This window comes from Cupriavidus sp. H19C3, assembly GCF_049393815.1.
In the GTDB taxonomy this organism is placed as follows: Bacteria; Pseudomonadota; Gammaproteobacteria; order Burkholderiales; family Burkholderiaceae; genus Cupriavidus.
In genome coordinates, this window is record NZ_CP184985.1 from 2,391,322 (window position 1) to 2,409,217 (window position 17,896).

Sequence of the window (17,896 nt, forward strand, 5' to 3'; positions counted from 1 at the left end):
GTTCGCTCAGAGGATCGGGTTCGGGTCGGTCTTCTCGAGTTCGAGCGAGGCCGCCAGCAGCGCCAGGCGCGCCACCACACCGTACATGTAGAAGCGGTTGGGCACCGCCGCGCCAGGCTTGGCGTGGCTGTCCGGAATGCCGTTCGGGGCGAACGCCAGCGGCACGAAGTGCATGCCCGGCGCATTGAGGTTCTCGTCGTTGCCGCGGCCCGTGTGCACGCGGTAGAAACCGCCCACCACATAGCGGTCGATCATATAGACCACGGGCTCGGCCACCGCCTCGTTGACCTTCTCGAAGGTATGCACGCCCTCCTGGATGATGACGTCGCTGACCTCAAGGCCTTCCTTCACGACGCTCATCTTGTTGCGTTCCTTGCGGTTCAGGCCCTTGACCTCCGACGGGTCGCGCACGGTCATGATGCCCATGCCATAGGTGCCCGCATCGGCCTTGACCACCACGTACGGAGTCTCCTTGATGCCGTACTCGCGGTACTTCTTGGCGATCTTCTTGAGCACGCCCTCGACGGCGTCGGCCAGTTCCTCCTCGCCCACGCGCTCGTGGAAATCCACGCCGGTGGTGCGGGCGAAGTACGGATTGACCATCCAGGGGTCGATATCGATCAGCCGCGCGAACTTCTTGGCCACCTCGTCGTAGGCGGCGAAGTGGCTGCTCTTGCGGCGCGTCGACCAGCCTGCGTGCAGCGGCGGCAGCAGGTATTGCTCGTTGAGATTCTCCAGCACGGGCGGAATGCCGGCCGAAAGATCGTTATTGAGCAGGATCGAACAGGGATCGAAGTCCTTCAGGCCCAGCCGGCGGCCCTTGGTGCCCAGGCGCGCGAGCGGCTCCACCACGAGCGTCTGCCCGTCCGGCAGCTCGATCGGGGTCGGTTCGGTAATGTCTTCGGAGAGCGATCCCAGGCGCACGTTGAGGCCGGCCTGGCGCATGATCAGCGACAGCCGCGCCACGTTCTGCAGGTAGAACATGTTGCGCGTGTGGCGTTCCGGGATCAGCAGCAGGTTCTTGGCGTCGGGGCAGATCTTCTCGATTGCCGCCATCGCGGCCTGGACGGCCAGCGGCAACATCTCGGGGGCGAGGTTGTTGAAGCCGCCCGGAAACAGGTTGGTGTCGACCGGCGCCAGCTTGAAGCCGGCATTGCGCAGGTCCACCGAACAATAGAACGGCGGGGTATGTTCCTGCCACTCCAGGCGGAACCAGCGCTCGATGGACGGTGTGGCGTCCAGGATCTTTTTTTCCAGTTCGAGCAGTGGACCGTTGAGAGCGGTGATGAGATGCGGGACCATATCCATCCTAATTGATCGTCTTTATTGTCCGCCCCGATTGTAGAGGAACGGCCAATAGGCTGCAGACGCGGTTCGCATGATGATATGCCCGCGTCAGCGTCAGGGTAATCGGATATGGGGATGAAGCGTGCAAATTCAAATAGTGATGGTTGGCGCAGGGTGATCCCCGTGGACACCTGGGAGCGCGCGCGGGGCGGGTTGTCATGAAGGCCGTGCTGCATAAAAGAATGGCAACAACCGACAAGAACCGGGCAAATTCCGGGTGAGTGAACATGCCGGAAAAGAGGCAAAAAAAAAGCGCGGCGAGCGCCGCGCTTTCAAATGGCCTGACAGATACGGGGAGCGTTCTGCAGGTGGAGGAAACTGCCTCACTGGCACTGTATGTGCGCGCCACCCCAAACACAATTGAACCTTTTTAAGATCGGATTTAAGCACTTTGCGAAATCTTGGCGAGCCTTTGCGGGGACTGGCATGGCGCCTTTTCATGTGGCCGTTTCAAGCTGTCGCGTAAAAGAAAAAGCCCGGCACAAGGCCGGGCAAAACTCCTGAGAGAAGATTCCCAATCAGCTCTCCAGCACAACACTGTCGTGGATCACACCTCGTAAGCGGTTTCGCCGTGCGAGGTAATGTCCAGGCCTTCGCGCTCTTCCTCTTCCGGCACGCGCAGGCCAATCAGCATGTCTACCAGCTTGTAGGCCACCAGGGCGACGATGCCCGACCACACCACGGTGGTCAGCACGCCTTCGAACTGGATCCAGACCTGGCCGGCGATCGAGTAGTCGTCCGCCACCTTGTTGGCGACGTAATCGTAGATGCCCACGCCACCGAGGCTCGGGGCCGCGAACACGCCCGTCAGCAACGCACCGACGATACCGCCCACGCCGTGCACGCCAAACACGTCGAGCGAGTCGTCCATGCCGAGCATGCGCTTGAGGCCGGTAACACCCCACAGGCACAGCAGGCCGGCGATCAGACCCATCACGATCGAACCCATCGGGCCGACGAAGCCGGCTGCCGGGGTGATGGCCACCAGGCCAGCCACGGCACCCGAGGCACCGCCCAGCATCGACGGCTTGCCCTTGCCCACCCATTCACCGAAGGTCCAGGCCAGCACGGCGGCGCAGGTGGCCAGCAGCGTGTTGACGAAGGCCAGGGCGGCACCGCCGTTGGCTTCCAGGCCCGAACCGGCGTTGAAGCCGAACCAGCCGAACCACAGCAGCGAGGCGCCGACCATGGTGAAGGTCAGGCTGTGCGGACGGATCGCTTCGCGGCCGAAGCCGATGCGCTTGCCGAACATGAAGGCACCTACCAGACCGGCCACGGCCGCGTTGATGTGCACCACGGTGCCGCCGGCGTAGTCGAGGGCGCCCTTCTGGAACAGCCAGCCAGCCTTGGCCGTTGCGGCAGTCGCGGCAGCAGCGTCGGTGTAGGCGTCAGGACCCGGCCAGAACCAGACCATGTGGGCCATCGGGATGTACGAGAACGTGAACCACAGGATCACGAACACCAGCACGGCCGAGAACTTGGCGCGCTCGGCGAAGGCGCCGATGATCAGGCCGCAGGTGATGGCCGCGAACGCGCACTGGAAGGCGAAGAAGCCGAGTTCCGGCACCACCACGCCCTTGCTGAAGGTCGCGCCGACGGCATCGACGGTCAGTCCCTTCATGAACAGCCGGTCCGTGCCGCCGAAGAACGCATTGCCTTCGGTGAACGCGAAGCTGTAGCCGTAGATGGCCCACAGGATCGATACCAGCGAGAAGATCACCAGGCACTGCATCAGGACCGACAACATGTTCTTGGAGCGCACCAGGCCGCCGTAGAACAGGGCCAGGCCCGGCAATGTCATCAGGATCACGAAGGCCGTGCAGACCAGCAGCCAGGCGGTGTCGCCCTTGTTGGGCGTGGGCGCGGGTGCTGCAGCCGGTGCGGCTTCGGCCGCAGCCGGTGCCGCGGCAGCGGCCGGCGCGGCGGCGGGTGCGGCGGCCGCGGCCGGCGCGGAGGCCTCGGCGGCGGGCTTGTCCTGCGCCACGGCATGGGTAGACAGGCCGAGTCCGGCCGTGCCGAGTGCCAGCGTCATCGCGCCGGCTGTCAGGATTCGCTTGAACCAGGTTTTCATATGCTTAACCTCTTGTCGTTGTGTCTCGTCTTACAGGGCATCGCCACCGGTCTCGCCGGTGCGGATGCGGATGACCTGTTCGATCGGCGCGATAAAGATCTTGCCGTCACCGATCTTGCCGGTGCGGGCGGACTTCTCGATGGCTTCGATGGCGCGATCGACCACGTCGTCGGGTACCGCGACTTCGATCTTCACTTTCGGAAGGAAGTCGACGATGTACTCGGCGCCCCGGTACAGCTCCGTATGCCCCTTCTGGCGACCGAAGCCCTTGACTTCGGTCACCGTGATACCGGACACGCCGACGTCCGAGAGCGCTTCGCGCACCTCGTCGAGCTTGAACGGCTTGATGACTGCAATGATGAGTTTCATCGGGTTTCTCCTATGAGCGGGCCGTCTCCGGCCCGGCCCGGCCTGATGCGTGTTTAGAAAGTCTTCGTGATGGATGCCCAGGCAGTAGCCTTGCCCACATAGCGGCCACGGGTGTTCGTGTAGACCGTCTTGTCGGCATTGGTATCGATGTATGCGACCGCGACCGAGAAGCCCTTGCCGAGGTCCTTGGTCAGGCCGATCTTCCAGTCGGTGTACGAGGCGTCGCTGAAATGCTTCACGCCCTGATAGCCCACGTGGGCGTTCAGCGTCAGGTCCCAGAAGTTGAGCGGGACGTTGGCGGTGAGGTCGATGTAGTAGCTGTTCTTGCTGTCATCGAAGCCGAACAGGTTGGTGACGGCGTGCGAATACTTGAGGAACACGGGGCCCCAGCCGAGGCCGGCATAGAGTTCCGTGGTGTACGGGCGGGTCGTGGTGTAGCCGCCCGGGTAGTAGTACTCGAGCACGCCCACGTCGTAGTTGAACTCGAGATCCGAGAGCTTGAAGGTGTTCTTGAAGCCGCCGTAGAAGTCCATTTCCACCGGCGCCGACACCGACGAATCGGCGTCCTCGAGCCAGCTGATGCTCGAGTTCCAGTTACCGATATAGAAGCCGCTCGAATGCGAGTAGTCGAAGCCACCCTGAATGGCCGGACGCCGATTGGTCTGGCTGATGCCGCGATAGCGGTAGTCGGTCACCAGCGAAACGTTTGCCGAAAACGTGTGCGGCGACGCTTCCTCGGCGGGCGCTGCGGCGGGAGCCGCGGCTTCCGGCGCGCTCTGGGCGAACGCGGCGGAAGCGGCAAGGCTCGCGAGGACCGCACTGACGCTGACTGCGAGGCTCGACTTCTTCATGGGTGGTTTCTCCTTTTCCTGTGTCTGCGTGGCTCGGGGTACAGCTGTTATGTTTTGTTCGCCTTGGCGGCTGTTGTTTTGTGGCAGGTGCTCCTGAGCTCCATTACTGCAACTGCCGTGCCAGCCTGTTCCGTGCGCGAAAACCCGCATCTGGCGCACCGTCGGGCGCCTATCCAGGCGGCCTGCACACCACTTGGCGCCGGAACGGCACGCGCCGATGTGGCGTCGGAAAAGCGTTAAAAGATGTGAGCGAAGCCTTGTCCACGCTTTCATGGCGGGCGCCAAGGGGCCATAATCCGCGTCATGCGGGGACCTGGATGTGTCCGGGACGGACTCGCCGCGGGCGCGGCGAGGCGACGCGCGAGCCGATGGCTGCGATCACGGGCCAGGGGCGTAGGCACGCCCCAAGCGGGTGCACGACCCGGCCGCGCGGTAGCGACGGCGCGACCGTTCGCACCAAGGCGGTGCGGAGGTGCCGCGAGCGGTCCCCACCGATATCGACAATGATTAGGAGTTCGCCATGAAACCGACCGATCTCTTCAACGATCTGCAGAGCAAGGTCAGCGAAGCGCTGCGCAATTCGCCGGCCAAGGACATCGAGAAGAACGTCCGCAGCATGATGGCCCAGGGCTTTGCCCGGCTCGACCTGGTGACGCGCGAGGAGTTCGACGTGCAATCGCAGGTGCTGGCCCGCACGCGCGCACGATTAGAGGAACTGGAGGCGCGCGTGGCCGAACTCGAGCGCAAGCTCGGGCCGGCGGGTGGCTCCACCACGACGGGGACGGGCAACGGCATCTGACGCCGCCGGCTTCCTCCACGCGCCAAGGCCGCCGTACTCCGGCGGCCTTTGTTTTTGATGCCGCCGTATTCCGGCGGCCTCGTTGTTTTGATGCCGTCCCGGGCGGTTGCACGCCCGCATCCGTCATCCGACACCCATCCGCACACGAGGAAGCATGAGCCTGGCCGTCCTGCGCAGCCGCGCACTTACCGGCATCGAGGCACCGCCGGTATCGGTGGAGATCCACCTTGCCAACGGGTTGCCCGCCTTCAATATCGTCGGCCTGGCCGACACGGAAGTCCGCGAGAGCCGCGAGCGCGTGCGCGCTGCGCTGCTCAATTGCGATTTCGATTTTCCCAGCCGGCGCATCACCGTCAACCTGGCGCCGGCCGACCTGCCCAAGGAGTCGGGACGCTTCGACCTCGCCATCGCGCTCGGCATTCTGGTCGCCAGCGGGCAGGTGCCCCCCGACGGACTCGACGACTACGAGTTTGCCGGCGAGCTCTCGCTCTCGGGCGAACTGCGCCCCGTGCGCGGCGCGCTGGCGATGGCCATGGGACTGGCGCGCGACAATGATCTGCGCGTCGGCATGGGTGCCGCCGCGCGCGCGTTTATCGTGCCCCGGGGCAACGGCCCGGAAGCGGCGCTGATCGACGGGTTGACGGTATATCCGGCCGCGACGCTGCCGCAGGTGTGCGCGCATCTGTGCCGCCGCCCGGACCAGCAGCTAGGGCCGGCGCAGCCGCCGCGGCTGGCGGCGCAGGGGGAGTCCGGCCCCGACCTGCGCGACGTACGGGGGCAACTGCAGGCGCGGCGCGCGATGGAGATTGCCGCCGCCGGCCAGCATTCGGCGCTGCTGGTGGGACCGCCGGGCACCGGCAAGTCGATGCTGGCGCAGCGCTTTGCCGGGCTGTTGCCGCCCATGACGCAGCAGGAGGCGCTCGAGGCCGCGGCGGTGCTGAGCCTGTCCCCCGGTGGCTTCGAGCCCGCGCTATGGGGCCGGCGCCCGTTCCGCGCACCGCATCACACCGCCTCGGCACCGGCGCTCGTGGGCGGCGGCGGCAATCCGCGTCCCGGCGAGATTTCGCTGGCCCATCACGGTGTGCTGTTTCTCGACGAGCTCCCGGAGTTCCAGCGGCGCGTACTGGAAGTCCTGCGCGAACCGCTCGAAACCGGCCGCATCACGATCTCGCGCGCGGCCGCGCAGGCGGACTTTCCCGCACGCTTCCAGTTCGTCGCCGCAATGAACCCGTGCCCGTGCGGCTACCTCGGGCATCCGGACCGGGCCTGCCGCTGCACGCCCGACCAGATCCGCCGCTATCAGTCGCGCATCTCGGGCCCGCTGCTCGACCGCATCGACCTGCAGATCGAGGTGCCCGCGCAATCCCAGGACGAAATGCTCGACGGCCCGCCAGGCGAGGCCAGCGAACCGGTGCGCCTGCGCGCGCTGCAGGCACGCGAGCGCCAGCTGGCGCGACAGGGCAAACCCAACAGCGAGCTGGCCGGGCGCGAGATCGACAACCACTGTCCGCTCGACCACGCGGCGCAGACACTGGTGCGCGGCGCCATGCACAAGCTGGCGTGGTCGGCGCGCGCCTACTTCCGCGTGCTGAAGGTGGCGCGCACCATCGCCGACCTCGACGGCGCCGAGACCCTGGGCCTGGCACACGTGGCCGAAGCGATCCAGTATCGGCGCGCGTTGCGGGGACCGGAGCGGTGATATGACCGTTGCTGATACAGGCTAGCGCCTGTTTTCCGTGTTACCGGCCACGGGCGGCTCCACCGGCGGCGGCGGCGGTTCCTCGATCGGCGGCAGGTCGGGCGGCACGCCGGGCGGCGGCGGCTCGGGCGTGGGCTCGCGGTGGGCGTGGAGGGAAATCTGGAGAGGAAAGACGTTGCGCATCGGGCGCTCCTGGCAACCTTGTCTTTCCTCATTGAAGCAAACCGGGGCAGCCTTCGCCACCCGTGCAACGGTCAGGCGTGGTGGCGGCGCACGAAAAACAGCGCGGTGCCGACCGCCATCAGGACGCCGCCGAAGAAGCGGTTCTGCCACCGCAGGGCCCGCGCGTTGCGGAACAGGCCCTGCATGCGCGAGGCCAGCAGCGCGTAGCCGTGCATGACGACGATATCCACTGCCGACATGGTCAGCGCCAGAATCGCGAGCTGCGGTGCCACGGCGTGCGAGGTATCGATGAATTGCGGCAGGACCGCCACCATGAACACGATGCCCTTGGGATTGGTCGCGTTGGTCAGCACCCCGGTGGCAAACCGGCGCCGGCCGCTCATTTGCGGCGCGCGCGCGATGCCGCCCACGACGTCACCGCTGCCGCCGCCGCTGCCGTCGGCGCTGGCGGCCGCCCCGCTCGCACCGCCCGTGGTCTCGACCTTCGCGCGCCATTGCTGGATGCCGAGGTAGATCAGGTAGAGCGCGCCCACGGTCTTGACCACGAGGAAGGCGGTCTCGGACGCCAGCAGCAGCGCGCCGAGGCCGCCGCCGGCGATCAGCAGCACCGTGATCAGGCCGACCTGCAGGCCCAGGATGGTGGTGGTGGCGCGGCGCACGCCGTAGGACAGGCCATGGCTCATCGACAGCACCGCACCCGACCCGGGCGAGACCGCGATGACCCAGCAGGCCGCGAAATAGGCAATCCAGACTTCCCAACGCACTTGCAGCTCCTCTATGAAGATTCGATTGACTCAATACGGGTGAAAGCCGGTCAGGAACTGCTCGACCTGCTCGGCCTGGCGCAGGTCGCGCGCGGCATCGCCGGCTTCCAGCACCACGGCCTGGTACACATGCCTGCCCGACGCCACCAGCCGCGCGGTCAGGCGGCGCGGCGACTGGTCCTGCGGCGAGATGCCGGCCACCTGGACCTCGACCGCGTCGAGCGCGACCGCCGGCTGGCCAGCCGACATGATCGTCACCGTGCGCGTGCGTACGGGCGCGTCCGGGTGGGTGCCGAGATTGGCCATCAGTCCGGACTGCATCGACGCCAGCGCCTCCTTGCGCAGTGCCGCGTCGTCCTCTGGCAGCGTGACCACGCCTACCGCGAACAGCGTGTCGTCGATGCGCGCGGCTTCCATGGTCATCGGCAGCTTGCGCCCGGCGATTGCCACCTCGCGCGCGGCGCTGGTCGGCTTGCCGGGATAGAGCGCCGCGTAGGCCCCTTCGCTGGACAGCGTGGTACGCCAGTCATAGCGCGGCGAACAGGCGGCAAGGAACGCCGGGAGGAGCGCGGCAAGCGCCAGCCTCGCCGCGGTGAGGGCGATCCTCGTGACGTGGGCGGTCCTGGCGGTGCGGCCGGTCCTGGCGGTCGGGGCCACGGGACGGAGGCGGTGCGTGGTTGGCATGCCGTCGATGTTTGGTGCGGAAGCGAGCAGCGCCGGATGGCGCAAGTCGCTATTATCCGGGAACGCCTGCGCCGCTGCTTGCGCAGATGAAATCGCCGCTTTCCATTCCGCCCGACGCCCATGCCTGTCTGCCGCCCCCCGAAGCTCCGGTTCATGCTCCGGTTCATGCTCCGGCCCACGCTCCAGCCCACGCACTGGTTCCGCGCGCTGGCCGCCGGCACTGCCGCCTGGCCAGCCGCGGGCGCCGTGCTTGCCGCCTCGCCGGCCGGCCATCTGCCGCCCATGACCGACCTGCCGGCCCAGACCGCTGCCGCCGCCAGGACGGGTGGGCCGCTCGTGGTCCTGGTCAGCCTGCCGGGCTGCAGCTACTGCGAGACCGTGCGCCGCAACTATCTCGCGCCGCAGGCAGCGGCCGGCGAGATGACCGTGCATGAGGTGGATATGACCGCCGACACCCCCTTGCGCGATGTCGACGGCAGCATGACCACCGCGCGCGCCTGGGCCCGCGCGCATAACGTCACCATGGCACCCACCGTGCTGTTCCTCGACCGCAGCGGCCGCAGCGTGGTCAAGCCGCTGCTTGGCATGCAGCCCGACTTCTACGGCGCCTACCTGGAACAGGCGCTGGACGCGGCGCGCGAGAAAATCGCCGCGGCGCGCTGAAGCAGCGGCATGCGTCTGCCGGAGCCCGTGGCACTCCGCATCTGGCAGCTCGTCGCGCGGACCGGCGTGCCGTTCCCACCGCGCTCCCACCGCGCTCCCATGACAGTTCCCACCCCATTTGCAGCGTATGCCCGTGTCATTGCGGCAAATTGCCGCATGCGGGCAGCGCACGGGCGGCGCGCCCCACGCCACAGCCGGCGGCAGTAGAATAAGCGCGTTACGGGCCGCCTCCATCGGCCCTTCCCCCTCTCGGAACTGCATCACCATGTCGACTTCCGCTCCCCCCTCGACCGGCGCCAGCGGCCGGCGTCTGCCGGTCATCCTCGCCGCCGTGGTCATCCTCGCCGTGCTCGGCTGGTTCGGCTACCGCGCCATGTCGCCGGCCAACGCGGCCCCGCCGGCCACGTTCACGCTGCTGTCCGGCGACAAGGTCAGCACGACCGACCTCAAGGGCAAGGTCTATATCCTCAATTTCTGGGCCACCAGCTGCACGACGTGCGTGAAGGAAATGCCGGAAATGGTCCGCACGTACCAGCAGTACAAGGACAAGGGCCTGGAGTTTGTGGCGGTGGCCATGGACTACGACCCGCCGATGTACGTGATGAACTACGCCAGGACGCGCGAACTGCCGTTCAAGGTGGCCATGGATTCCGACGGCACCGCGGCCAAGGCGTTCGGCAACGTCCAGCTGACCCCGACCACGTTCGTGATTGGCAAGGACGGCAAGATCCTCAAGCGTTATGTGGGCGAGCCGGAGTGGGATGCGCTCCACAAGCTGCTCGACGGTGCGCTGGCGGCCTGATCCCACCGGACCCTGACCACCGCCAGGAGCGGAAAAAACCTCGGAAAAGGTGCCCATGCGGCACCTTTTTTGTTGTGCGGCCGCACCTTGCTTGCGCGCGGACGCTGTATGCCTATACAGTGGGCGCCAGAATTTTCGCCGCCCTGCCCGTGTCCCTCGATCTCGCTCCCGGCACTGCCGCCGATCCGGCGGTCGCCAACCCTGTCACCGCCGATGTCACCACCGATGTCACCACCGGTGTCACCACCGATGTCACCACCGATGGCGCCGCGGATGTCGCACCCGGCACCGGTGCCAGCCGTGGCGTCGACGACGCGCCTGCCTATCTCGCCCGGCTCAACCCGGAACAGCGGGCCGCCGTCGAGCACGCCGGCGATGCGCCGCTGCTGATCATCGCCGGCGCGGGGTCTGGCAAGACCAATACGCTCGCCCATCGGGTCGCACACCTGGTGCTGGGCGGCGCCGATCCACGCCGCATCCTGCTGCTGACCTTCTCGCGCCGCGCGGCCGCGGAAATGGGCCGGCGCGTCGAACGCATCGTCGACCAGGCCCTGGGCACGCACAGCGGTGCCGGCCGCGCCGCGCTGCAATGGTCCGGCACCTTCCACGCAATTGGCGCGCGACTGCTGCGCGAGTATGCCGAGACGCTCGGCCTGTCGCCGTCGTTCACCATCAGCGACCGCGGCGACGCCGCCGACCTGATGCACGTGGTTCGGCACGACCTGGGGCTCTCGGAGCAGACCTCGCGCTTTCCGCGCAAGGAAACCTGCCTGGCGATCTATTCGCGCGTGGTCAACACGCAGTTGCCGCTGGAGGTGGTGCTGAAGACCCAGTTTCCGCGCTATGCGATGTGGGCGGACGCGCTCAAGGGCCTGTTTGCCGGTTATGTGGAAGCCAAGCAGAAACAGCAGGTACTCGACTACGACGACCTGCTGCTCTACTGGGCGCAATCGCTCCAGGAGCCCGCGCTGGCACAGGACATGGGCGCGCGCTTCGACCACGTGCTGGTGGACGAATACCAGGACACCAACGCGCTGCAGGCATCGATCCTGCTGGCCCTCAAGCCCGACGGCCGCGGCCTGACCGTGGTGGGTGACGACGCGCAGTCGATCTATGCATTCCGCGGCGCCACCGTGCGCAATATCCTCGATTTCCCCGCGCACTTCAGCCCGCGCGCGCACCACGTCACGCTCTCGCAGAACTATCGCTCGACGCAGCCGATCCTCGCCGCGGCCAATGCCGTGATCGGCCTCGCGGCCGAGCGCTTCACCAAGGACCTGTGGTCCGAGCGCGAGTCGGCCGAGAAGCCGGGCGTGGTGGTGGTCAACGATGAAGCCGACCAGGCGCGCTTTGTGGTGGAGCAGGTGCTCGCGCGCCGCGAAGCGGGGCTGGCGCTGATGGCGCAGGCCGTGCTGTTCCGCGCCGCCGACCACAGCGCCCAGGTGGAGATCGAGCTGGCCCGCCGCAATATTCCGTTCGTGAAGTTCGGCGGCCTGAAGTTTCTGGAATCGACGCACGTCAAGGACGTGATGGCGGTATTGCGCTGGCTGGAGAATCCGCGCGACCGCATGGCCGGCTTCCGCACGTTGCAGTTGCTGCCGGGCATCGGCCCGAAGACCGCCGCGCGCGTACTCGATGGACTGGAAGGCGCGATGGCGCCACTCGACGCGTTGCATGCGTTCGAGCCGCCGCCGGCCGCCGTGCCGGCATGGGCAGATCTGCTCGGGCTGGCCCAGGCGTTGATGGCGCCGGCCTCGCCCTGGCCGTCCGAGTTCGAGGCGGCCGTGGCCTGGTATCTGCCGCACCTGGACCGCATCCACGACGACGCGGCCGCGCGCCAGGCCGATCTGCAGCAGCTCGAGCGCATCGCCGCGACCTATGCCTCGCGCGAACGCTTCCTGACCGAACTCACGCTCGATCCGCCCAGCGCGTCGAGCGACGAGTCGGGCGTGCCGTTGCGCGACGAGGATTACCTGATCCTGTCGACCATCCATTCGGCCAAGGGGCAGGAATGGAAGGCCGTGTACGTGCTCAATGCGGTGGACGGCTGCATGCCGTCCGATCTGGCGACCGGGACTACCGAGGAAATCGAGGAAGAGCGCCGCCTGTTGTACGTGGCGATGACGCGCGCGAAGGATCATCTCGATATCGTGGTGCCGCAACGCTTCTATGTGCACCAGCAGGCCGGCTTTGGCGACCGGCACGTCTACGCGTCGCGCACGCGCTTTCTGCCGAATCGGGTGATGCCCAACTTCTACAGTCGCGCATGGCCGCCGCCGCCGATGCCCGGCGATGCACCGGCCAAGGCGCCGCTGCCGCAGATCGACCTCGCCAGCCGCATGCGCGGCATGTGGAAGTAGCCGCGCGCCGCGCTCGCGTTCAGGCCAGCTCGATCCCGGCGGCGCGCACGGCCTCGACCAGCGCCCCCTCGCGCAGCAGCGCCGCAAGCGTCTCGATATCGTCGGTCATATAGCGATCCATCGCCAGGAACGCCACGTGCTTGCGCACGAACGCGAACACGGCGCGGCCCGCCGGTGACAGCTGCTCCACGGCACCGGCCAGTTCGGCCGCCTGGCACCCTGCCATCAGTTCGAGCGCGAGGATGTACTGGTTGTTGTCGAGAATGCGCCGCGCATTGCGCGCCGCGATCAGTCCCATGCTGACCACATCCTGGTTGTCGCCGTTGGACGGCACGCTCTGGATGCTGGCGGGGCTGCAGATGGTGCGGTTCTCGGCGATCAGCGCCGTGGCCGGATACTGCGCGCCGGCAAACCCGCACGACAGGCCTTCGTTGGCGGCCGCCAGGAACGCGGGCAACTGGTTGTTCAGGTGTGGGCTCAGCAGGCGGTTCAGACGGCGTTCCGACAGCACGCCGAGCTGCGTGGCGGCGATGGCCAGGAAGTCCATGGCAAAGGCCACCTGCTGGCCATGGAAGTTGCCGCCGTGGAACAGCGCGCCATCGTCGAAGAACAGCGGATTGTCATTGGACGAGTTGAGTTCGCGCGCGACCACCGTGGTGCAGTGGTCGAGCGTATCGCGCACGGCCCCCAGCACCTGCGGAATGCAGCGCAACGTATAGGCCTTCTGGATAAACACGCCGGTACCGGTGTTCTTCTCCTCGCCGGCGCGCGTTTTCATCTCGGCCGACAGTTCGCCGTGCCCGGCCAGGCGCCCGGAGTCGGCGAGCAGCGCGCGCAGGTTGGCGGCGGAGCGGATCTGGCCCGGGTGCGGCTTGGCGATATCGTGGCCATGCGTCATGAACGCGTCCGCCGAGGCCGACAGTCCTTCCACCGCCAGCGCGGCGATGATCTCGGCCTGCGTGACCTGCGCGCGCAGGCGCTCCAGCAACAGGCACGACACGCCGGTCATGGCCGAGGTGCCGTTGATCAGCGCGAGCCCTTCCTTGTACGACAGCGTGATCGGCGCGATGCCATGCTCGCGCAAGACGTCGGCGGTGGGCGCCGTGCCGCCGTCGGCGGTCAGGACCTTGCCCTCGCCGATCAGCGTGATGGCCACATGCGACAGCGGTGCCAGATCGCCGCTGGCGCCAAGCGAACCGATCTGCGGCACGGCGGGCGTGATGCCGGCCTCCAGATAACGCAGCAACTGCTCGATCACGAGCGGCCGCACCGCCGAATATCCGCGCGAGAGCGCATTGGCGCGCGCCACCATCATCGCGCGCACTTCGTCGCGCGAGAACAGCGGGCCCACGCCGGCACAGTGGCTGCGCAGCAGGTTTTCCTGCAGCGCGCGGCCGTGCTCGATATCGACCCAGTTGTGCACGAGTTCGCCAAAGCCGGTGGAGACCCCGTAGATCGGCACATTGGCCGCCACCACCTGCTCGAAGCGGGCGCGGGCTTCGCCGACCTTGTCGAGCACGGCGCCAGGCACCTGCGCGCTGCGTTGGCCGAGCGCCACGGCGGCGACGGCGGCGGGGGTCAGGTGATGGCCGTCGATCTCGGCGACGGTGGCGGTGGCGGTGGGGGTGACGGCGGACATGGCTGGCGTGGGCTCTGGCGTAGGGTCTGGCGCAGGGCCAGGCCGCGGGAAAAAGGGGGCCAGTGTAGCAAGGTTGGTGCGCAGCCAATCGGCGGAGGTCACGCGAAAACGCCCCTCTCCCGTTGCAGATGTACAGCAGGAGCGGGGACGGGACAGGAAAAAGCTGCCCTACAGCCCGTACCGCTTGATCTTGTCGTACAGCGTGGCCTTGCCCACCTGGAGCAGGTCGGCCGCCTGGCTGACCGCGCCGCCGGTGCGCGCCAGCACGTCGGCGATGACCGCGCGCTCGTAGTGTTCCATGCGCTCGCGCAGCGGGGTCGATTCGTCGTGAGCCTCCGGCCTGGCCTGGCCGCCCTCGGGCACACCGAGGACCAGGCGCTCGGCCGCATTGCGCAGTTCGCGCACGTTGCCGGGCCACGGCCGCTGCATCAGTGCCTGGCGCTGCATTTCCGAGAGCATTGGCGCGGGGCGCTGGTAGCGCACGGCGGCCACCAGCGTGAAGTGTTCGAACAGCGGCACGATGTCCTCGCGCCGTTCGCGCAGCGGCGGCAGCGGAATGGTCACCACATTGAGGCGATATAGCAGATCCTGGCGGAACGCGCCCTGCGCCACCAGCGCCTCCATATCGCCCTTGGCCGCGGCGACGATGCGCACGTCGATCTTGACCGAGGTGTTGGAGCCGAGCCGCTCGAGCGTACCTTCCTGCAGCACGCGCAGCAGCTTGACCTGCAGCGCCAGCGGCATCGATTCGATTTCGTCCAGAAACAGCGTGCCGCCCGACGCGTGTTCGAGCTTGCCGACCCGGCGCTTGCCCGCGCCGGTGAAGGCGCCGGCCTCGTGGCCGAACATCTCGCTCTCGAAGATGGCTTCCGGCACCGCGCCGCAATTGAGCGCGATAAAGGGCGCGTCGGCACGCGTCGACAGCGCATGCAGGCTGCGCGCGACCAGTTCCTTGCCGGTGCCGGTCTCGCCGTTGATCATCACCGGCACGTCGGTGGCCGCCACATTGGCCACCAGCGCGCGCACGTGCTCGATGGCCGGCGAGCGGCCGATGATGCGCGTGCCCGCGGCGGGTCCGGCCAGTTCGCGCCGCAGCGCAAGGTTTTCGAGCTCCAGCGCGCGCCGCTCCAGCGCGCGGCGCACGGTGTCGGTCAGGCGGTCGGCGCCGAACGGCTTCTCGATAAAGTCGTACGCGCCTTCGCGCATGGCCTGCACGGCCATGGTGATATCGCCATGGCCGGTCACCAGGATGACCGGCACACCGGGCGCCACGTTGCGGCAATGATGGAGCAGGTCGAGCCCGCTCGCGCCGGACAGCCGCACATCGGTGACCAGCACGCCCGGGAACACCGGCGACAGGTGCGGCATGGCGGCCTCGGCCGACGGCAGCGCCAGTACCGAAAAACCGGCCAGCTCCAGGCTCTGCGCGGTGGCCTGCCGCACCAGCGGTTCATCCTCGACGAAGAGCACCCGCATACCGTCTTGCATCGTTTCCTTCCTGCCTTCGCTGTTCTGTGTCTGTGTCTGTGGGATGTCCGCGGGAGTATCAGGCATCGACGGGCTGGCGGGCCCGCTGCAAGGTCACCACGAACTCTGCGCCGTCGCCGGTATTGCGCGCCGCCAGCTGTCCGGCGAACTCGCGCACGATCGACGACGAGATCGCCAGCCCCAGCCCGAGTCCCTGGCCGATCTCCTTGGTCGTGAAGAACGGTTCGAACAGCCGCGGCAAGGCCTCGGGCGCGATGCCCCCGCCATTGTCGCGCACCGTGACCGTCACGGCGTGCTCGTCGGCGCCGACGTTCACCACGATGCGTCCGGCCACCTGCGCCGCCGCGATGGCATCGAGTGCATTGCCGATCAGGTTCAGCAGTACCTGTTCGAGCTTGAGTTCATCGGCCCACACCGCGATGCCGGGATCGGCCAGGCCCTGCACCTCGATCGCGGTGCCGCCGGTGCGCGGCGCCATCAGCGCCAGCACGTGGTCGATGGCCGCACGCACGCGCACCGCATGGCGGCGCGGGCGCGCCTTGCCGGCAAACAGCTTGAGCTGCCCGGTGATCTTGCCCATGCGCTCGGTCAGATCGGCAATCGCCGCCAGGTTGCCGGTGGCGGCATCGAGCTGGCCGCGCTCCAGCAGCACGCGCGTGTTATCGGAAAACGTACGCAGCGCGGCGAGCGGCTGGTTGAGTTCGTGCGTGATGCCAGCCGCCATCTGCCCCAGCGCGGCAAGCTTGCTGGCCTGCACGAGTTCGTCCTGGGTCGAGCGCAATTCCTTCTCGGCGCGCGTGCGCTCGGCCACTTCGGCCTCGAGCTGCTCGTTGATCGCCATCAGGTCCGCGGTCCGCGCTTCCACGCGCCGCTCCAGCTCGTCGTAGGCGGCTTCCAGCAGGCGGCGGCTGTACTGCATGTCGCGCGCGCGCTGGCGGCGCTGGCGCAGGTTGACCAGCAGCAGGCACACGCAGGCATAGGCGAGCGCCGCGCCGATGGTGGCGTTGCGCGCGTTGGCGAGCACCGGCTCCAGCGGCGCCATCACCTGCATGGTCCAGCCGGCCGGGCCGACGCTGCGGCTGATTTCGAGAAAGCGGCCGCCGCGGTCGTCGGGGTTGTCTTCAAGGCGGCCGGTCTCGCCATCGATGCCGTCCGGGGCCTCGACGCGGTTGGCACCGTCGGCCCCGACCCGCACCAGCCGCGCGCCATCGACCAGCGTGGTGTCGGCGAGCCAGTGGGTGATGGGCGACGTCAGCGGCTCCAGCGGCAGCGGCGTCACGTCCTTGTCGTGGTACTGGCGGGTCTTGTGCAGCTCCGACTGCAGCGCCGGCGGCAGCGGCCGCAACGTGCGGTACTGCCACGCCGGCACCGAGGACAGGAAGATCACGCCATGGTCGTCGCTGACCATCAGCGGCTCGGCACTGCCGCCGCCGGCGCGCTGGAACCACTCGAGGTTGAGCTTGACGACCGTCACGCCGATTACCTTGCCGCCCTCCATCACGGGCTGCGCGATGTAGTAGCCGGGCTCGTCGCTGGTCACGCCGATGGCGTAGAAGCGGCCCATCTCGCCGCGCGAGGCCATCTGGAAATACGGGCGAAAACGGTAGTCAGTGCCGACAAAGCTGCCCGGCTCGCCATGGTTGCTGGCCGCCAGCGCGATGCCGTTGGCGGCGATCACGTAGGTAGCCGAGGCGTGGGCACGGCGATTGACGTCGGTCAGGTAGTCGTTGGCGGCATCGATGCGCGCGCGATCGTCCGGCGCATGCAGCAGGCCGCGTACGAACGGATGCAGCGATACCAGCGCGGGCAGGAACTCATAGCGGTCGAGGGTGCTTTCCAGCGTGGCCGCATAGCGGTCGGCGCGGGTCGCGGTGGACTGCTGCAGGCCGGCAATGCCGCGCTGCACCGACAACATCCAGGTCAGCGCGCACAGCACCAGCAGGCCGGCCGCCAGCACGGCGGCAAAGCCCCACCAGCGCGACATGGCGCCCGGTCCATCCGGCGCGTGCGCGACGCGGGAGGCGGCAGGGTCGTGGACAGCCAGGAAGTCGTCGGAATGAGGCATCGGCGCGCGCAGGGGATCTCGCGCCGATGATACCCGCTGGCGGCGGGCGCCAGCGGGAGATGCGGTGTCGTCCGGCGGGTGGCCCGGCGCGCTGCCCAATGGCACGCCGCGC

The 17,896-nt window shown here is 67.8% G+C and carries 15 protein-coding genes; 5 read left to right on the forward strand and 10 right to left on the reverse strand.

Annotated elements, in window-relative coordinates; all coding sequences use genetic code 11:
- Nucleotides 1–6 precede the first annotated feature (6 nt).
- From gshA to DFLDMN_RS11120, 4 genes are all read right to left on the reverse strand, one after another.
- Nucleotides 7–1,302, reverse strand: coding sequence for a glutamate--cysteine ligase (gshA, locus tag DFLDMN_RS11105; protein WP_423195016.1), 1,296 nt, complete (start codon nt 1,300–1,302; stop codon nt 7–9).
- A gap of 592 nt (nt 1,303–1,894) precedes the next feature.
- A complete protein-coding gene (amt, locus tag DFLDMN_RS11110; RefSeq protein WP_423195017.1) occupies nt 1,895–3,418 on the reverse strand; it encodes an ammonium transporter in 1,524 nt (507 codons plus the stop codon).
- 30 nt (nt 3,419–3,448) lie between these two features.
- Nucleotides 3,449–3,787 (reverse strand): P-II family nitrogen regulator, encoded by a 339-nt coding sequence (locus tag DFLDMN_RS11115; RefSeq protein WP_109582230.1) that lies wholly within the window; start codon nt 3,785–3,787, stop codon nt 3,449–3,451.
- Between the two features lie 53 nt (nt 3,788–3,840).
- Complete coding sequence (locus DFLDMN_RS11120; RefSeq protein ID WP_423195018.1) at nt 3,841–4,638, reverse strand: TorF family putative porin; 798 nt, start codon at nt 4,636–4,638, stop codon at nt 3,841–3,843.
- Between the two features lie 520 nt (nt 4,639–5,158).
- Here DFLDMN_RS11120 and DFLDMN_RS11125 point away from each other — a divergent pair.
- Both DFLDMN_RS11125 and DFLDMN_RS11130 read left to right on the forward strand, forming a co-directional pair.
- On the forward strand, nt 5,159–5,437 hold the full coding sequence (locus tag DFLDMN_RS11125; RefSeq protein ID WP_423195019.1) for an accessory factor UbiK family protein: 279 nt from the start codon (nt 5,159–5,161) through the stop codon (nt 5,435–5,437).
- A gap of 154 nt (nt 5,438–5,591) precedes the next feature.
- Entirely contained in the window at nt 5,592–7,136 is a 1,545-nt protein-coding gene (locus DFLDMN_RS11130) for a YifB family Mg chelatase-like AAA ATPase (protein ID WP_423195020.1), read from the forward strand.
- A gap of 21 nt (nt 7,137–7,157) precedes the next feature.
- Here DFLDMN_RS11130 and DFLDMN_RS11135 read toward each other — a convergent pair whose 3' ends face one another.
- The 3 genes from DFLDMN_RS11135 to DFLDMN_RS11145 form a co-directional block, all read right to left on the reverse strand.
- Nucleotides 7,158–7,319: a hypothetical protein gene (locus tag DFLDMN_RS11135; protein ID WP_423195021.1), complete on the reverse strand. Its 162-nt coding sequence runs from the start codon at nt 7,317–7,319 to the stop codon at nt 7,158–7,160.
- 71 nt (nt 7,320–7,390) lie between these two features.
- A complete protein-coding gene (locus DFLDMN_RS11140; RefSeq protein ID WP_423195022.1) occupies nt 7,391–8,083 on the reverse strand; it encodes a LysE family transporter in 693 nt (230 codons plus the stop codon).
- A 30-nt stretch (nt 8,084–8,113) separates the two neighbouring features.
- The gene (locus DFLDMN_RS11145; RefSeq protein WP_423195023.1) at nt 8,114–8,767 is read right to left on the reverse strand and encodes a hypothetical protein; all 654 of its coding nucleotides are present in this window, start codon (nt 8,765–8,767) and stop codon (nt 8,114–8,116) included.
- A gap of 153 nt (nt 8,768–8,920) precedes the next feature.
- Between DFLDMN_RS11145 and DFLDMN_RS11150 the strand changes: the two genes are divergently transcribed.
- The 3 genes from DFLDMN_RS11150 (at nt 8,921) to DFLDMN_RS11160 (ending at nt 12,592) form a co-directional block, all read left to right on the forward strand.
- A complete protein-coding gene (locus DFLDMN_RS11150; RefSeq protein WP_423195024.1) occupies nt 8,921–9,430 on the forward strand; it encodes a thioredoxin fold domain-containing protein in 510 nt (169 codons plus the stop codon).
- 265 nt (nt 9,431–9,695) lie between these two features.
- Nucleotides 9,696–10,232 (forward strand): TlpA disulfide reductase family protein, encoded by a 537-nt coding sequence (locus DFLDMN_RS11155; protein WP_423195025.1) that lies wholly within the window; start codon nt 9,696–9,698, stop codon nt 10,230–10,232.
- Nucleotides 10,233–10,381: 149 nt separating this feature from the next.
- A complete protein-coding gene (locus DFLDMN_RS11160; RefSeq protein WP_423195026.1) occupies nt 10,382–12,592 on the forward strand; it encodes an ATP-dependent helicase in 2,211 nt (736 codons plus the stop codon).
- A gap of 19 nt (nt 12,593–12,611) precedes the next feature.
- Here DFLDMN_RS11160 and cmdF read toward each other — a convergent pair whose 3' ends face one another.
- The 3 genes from cmdF to DFLDMN_RS11175 form a co-directional block, all read right to left on the reverse strand.
- Nucleotides 12,612–14,231 (reverse strand): tyrosine 2,3-aminomutase, encoded by a 1,620-nt coding sequence (gene cmdF, locus DFLDMN_RS11165; RefSeq protein WP_423195027.1) that lies wholly within the window; start codon nt 14,229–14,231, stop codon nt 12,612–12,614.
- 168 nt (nt 14,232–14,399) lie between these two features.
- The gene (locus DFLDMN_RS11170) at nt 14,400–15,719 is read right to left on the reverse strand and encodes a sigma-54-dependent transcriptional regulator (protein ID WP_423195028.1); all 1,320 of its coding nucleotides are present in this window, start codon (nt 15,717–15,719) and stop codon (nt 14,400–14,402) included.
- Nucleotides 15,720–15,777: 58 nt separating this feature from the next.
- Nucleotides 15,778–17,784: a sensor histidine kinase gene (locus DFLDMN_RS11175; RefSeq protein ID WP_423195029.1), complete on the reverse strand. Its 2,007-nt coding sequence runs from the start codon at nt 17,782–17,784 to the stop codon at nt 15,778–15,780.
- Nucleotides 17,785–17,896 lie beyond the last annotated feature (112 nt).

What these genes read in the sequence shown, in the direction of transcription:
- amt (WP_423195017.1), bottom strand. Translation starts at nt 3,418, where the DNA reads ATGAAAACCTGGTTCAAGCGAATCCTGACAGCCGGCGCGATGACGCTG.
- DFLDMN_RS11135 (WP_423195021.1), bottom strand. Translation starts at nt 7,319, where the DNA reads ATGCGCAACGTCTTTCCTCTCCAGATTTCCCTCCACGCCCACCGCGAG.
- DFLDMN_RS11170 (WP_423195028.1), bottom strand. Translation starts at nt 15,719, where the DNA reads ATGCAAGACGGTATGCGGGTGCTCTTCGTCGAGGATGAACCGCTGGTG.
- DFLDMN_RS11175 (WP_423195029.1), bottom strand. Translation starts at nt 17,784, where the DNA reads ATGCCTCATTCCGACGACTTCCTGGCTGTCCACGACCCTGCCGCCTCC.
- cmdF (WP_423195027.1), bottom strand. Translation starts at nt 14,231, where the DNA reads ATGTCCGCCGTCACCCCCACCGCCACCGCCACCGTCGCCGAGATCGAC.
- DFLDMN_RS11130 (WP_423195020.1), top strand. Translation starts at nt 5,592, where the DNA reads ATGAGCCTGGCCGTCCTGCGCAGCCGCGCACTTACCGGCATCGAGGCA.
- DFLDMN_RS11125 (WP_423195019.1), top strand. Translation starts at nt 5,159, where the DNA reads ATGAAACCGACCGATCTCTTCAACGATCTGCAGAGCAAGGTCAGCGAA.
- DFLDMN_RS11120 (WP_423195018.1), bottom strand. Translation starts at nt 4,638, where the DNA reads ATGAAGAAGTCGAGCCTCGCAGTCAGCGTCAGTGCGGTCCTCGCGAGC.
- DFLDMN_RS11150 (WP_423195024.1), top strand. Translation starts at nt 8,921, where the DNA reads ATGCTCCGGTTCATGCTCCGGCCCACGCTCCAGCCCACGCACTGGTTC.
- DFLDMN_RS11155 (WP_423195025.1), top strand. Translation starts at nt 9,696, where the DNA reads ATGTCGACTTCCGCTCCCCCCTCGACCGGCGCCAGCGGCCGGCGTCTG.
- DFLDMN_RS11115 (WP_109582230.1), bottom strand. Translation starts at nt 3,787, where the DNA reads ATGAAACTCATCATTGCAGTCATCAAGCCGTTCAAGCTCGACGAGGTG.
- DFLDMN_RS11145 (WP_423195023.1), bottom strand. Translation starts at nt 8,767, where the DNA reads ATGCCAACCACGCACCGCCTCCGTCCCGTGGCCCCGACCGCCAGGACC.
- gshA (WP_423195016.1), bottom strand. Translation starts at nt 1,302, where the DNA reads ATGGTCCCGCATCTCATCACCGCTCTCAACGGTCCACTGCTCGAACTG.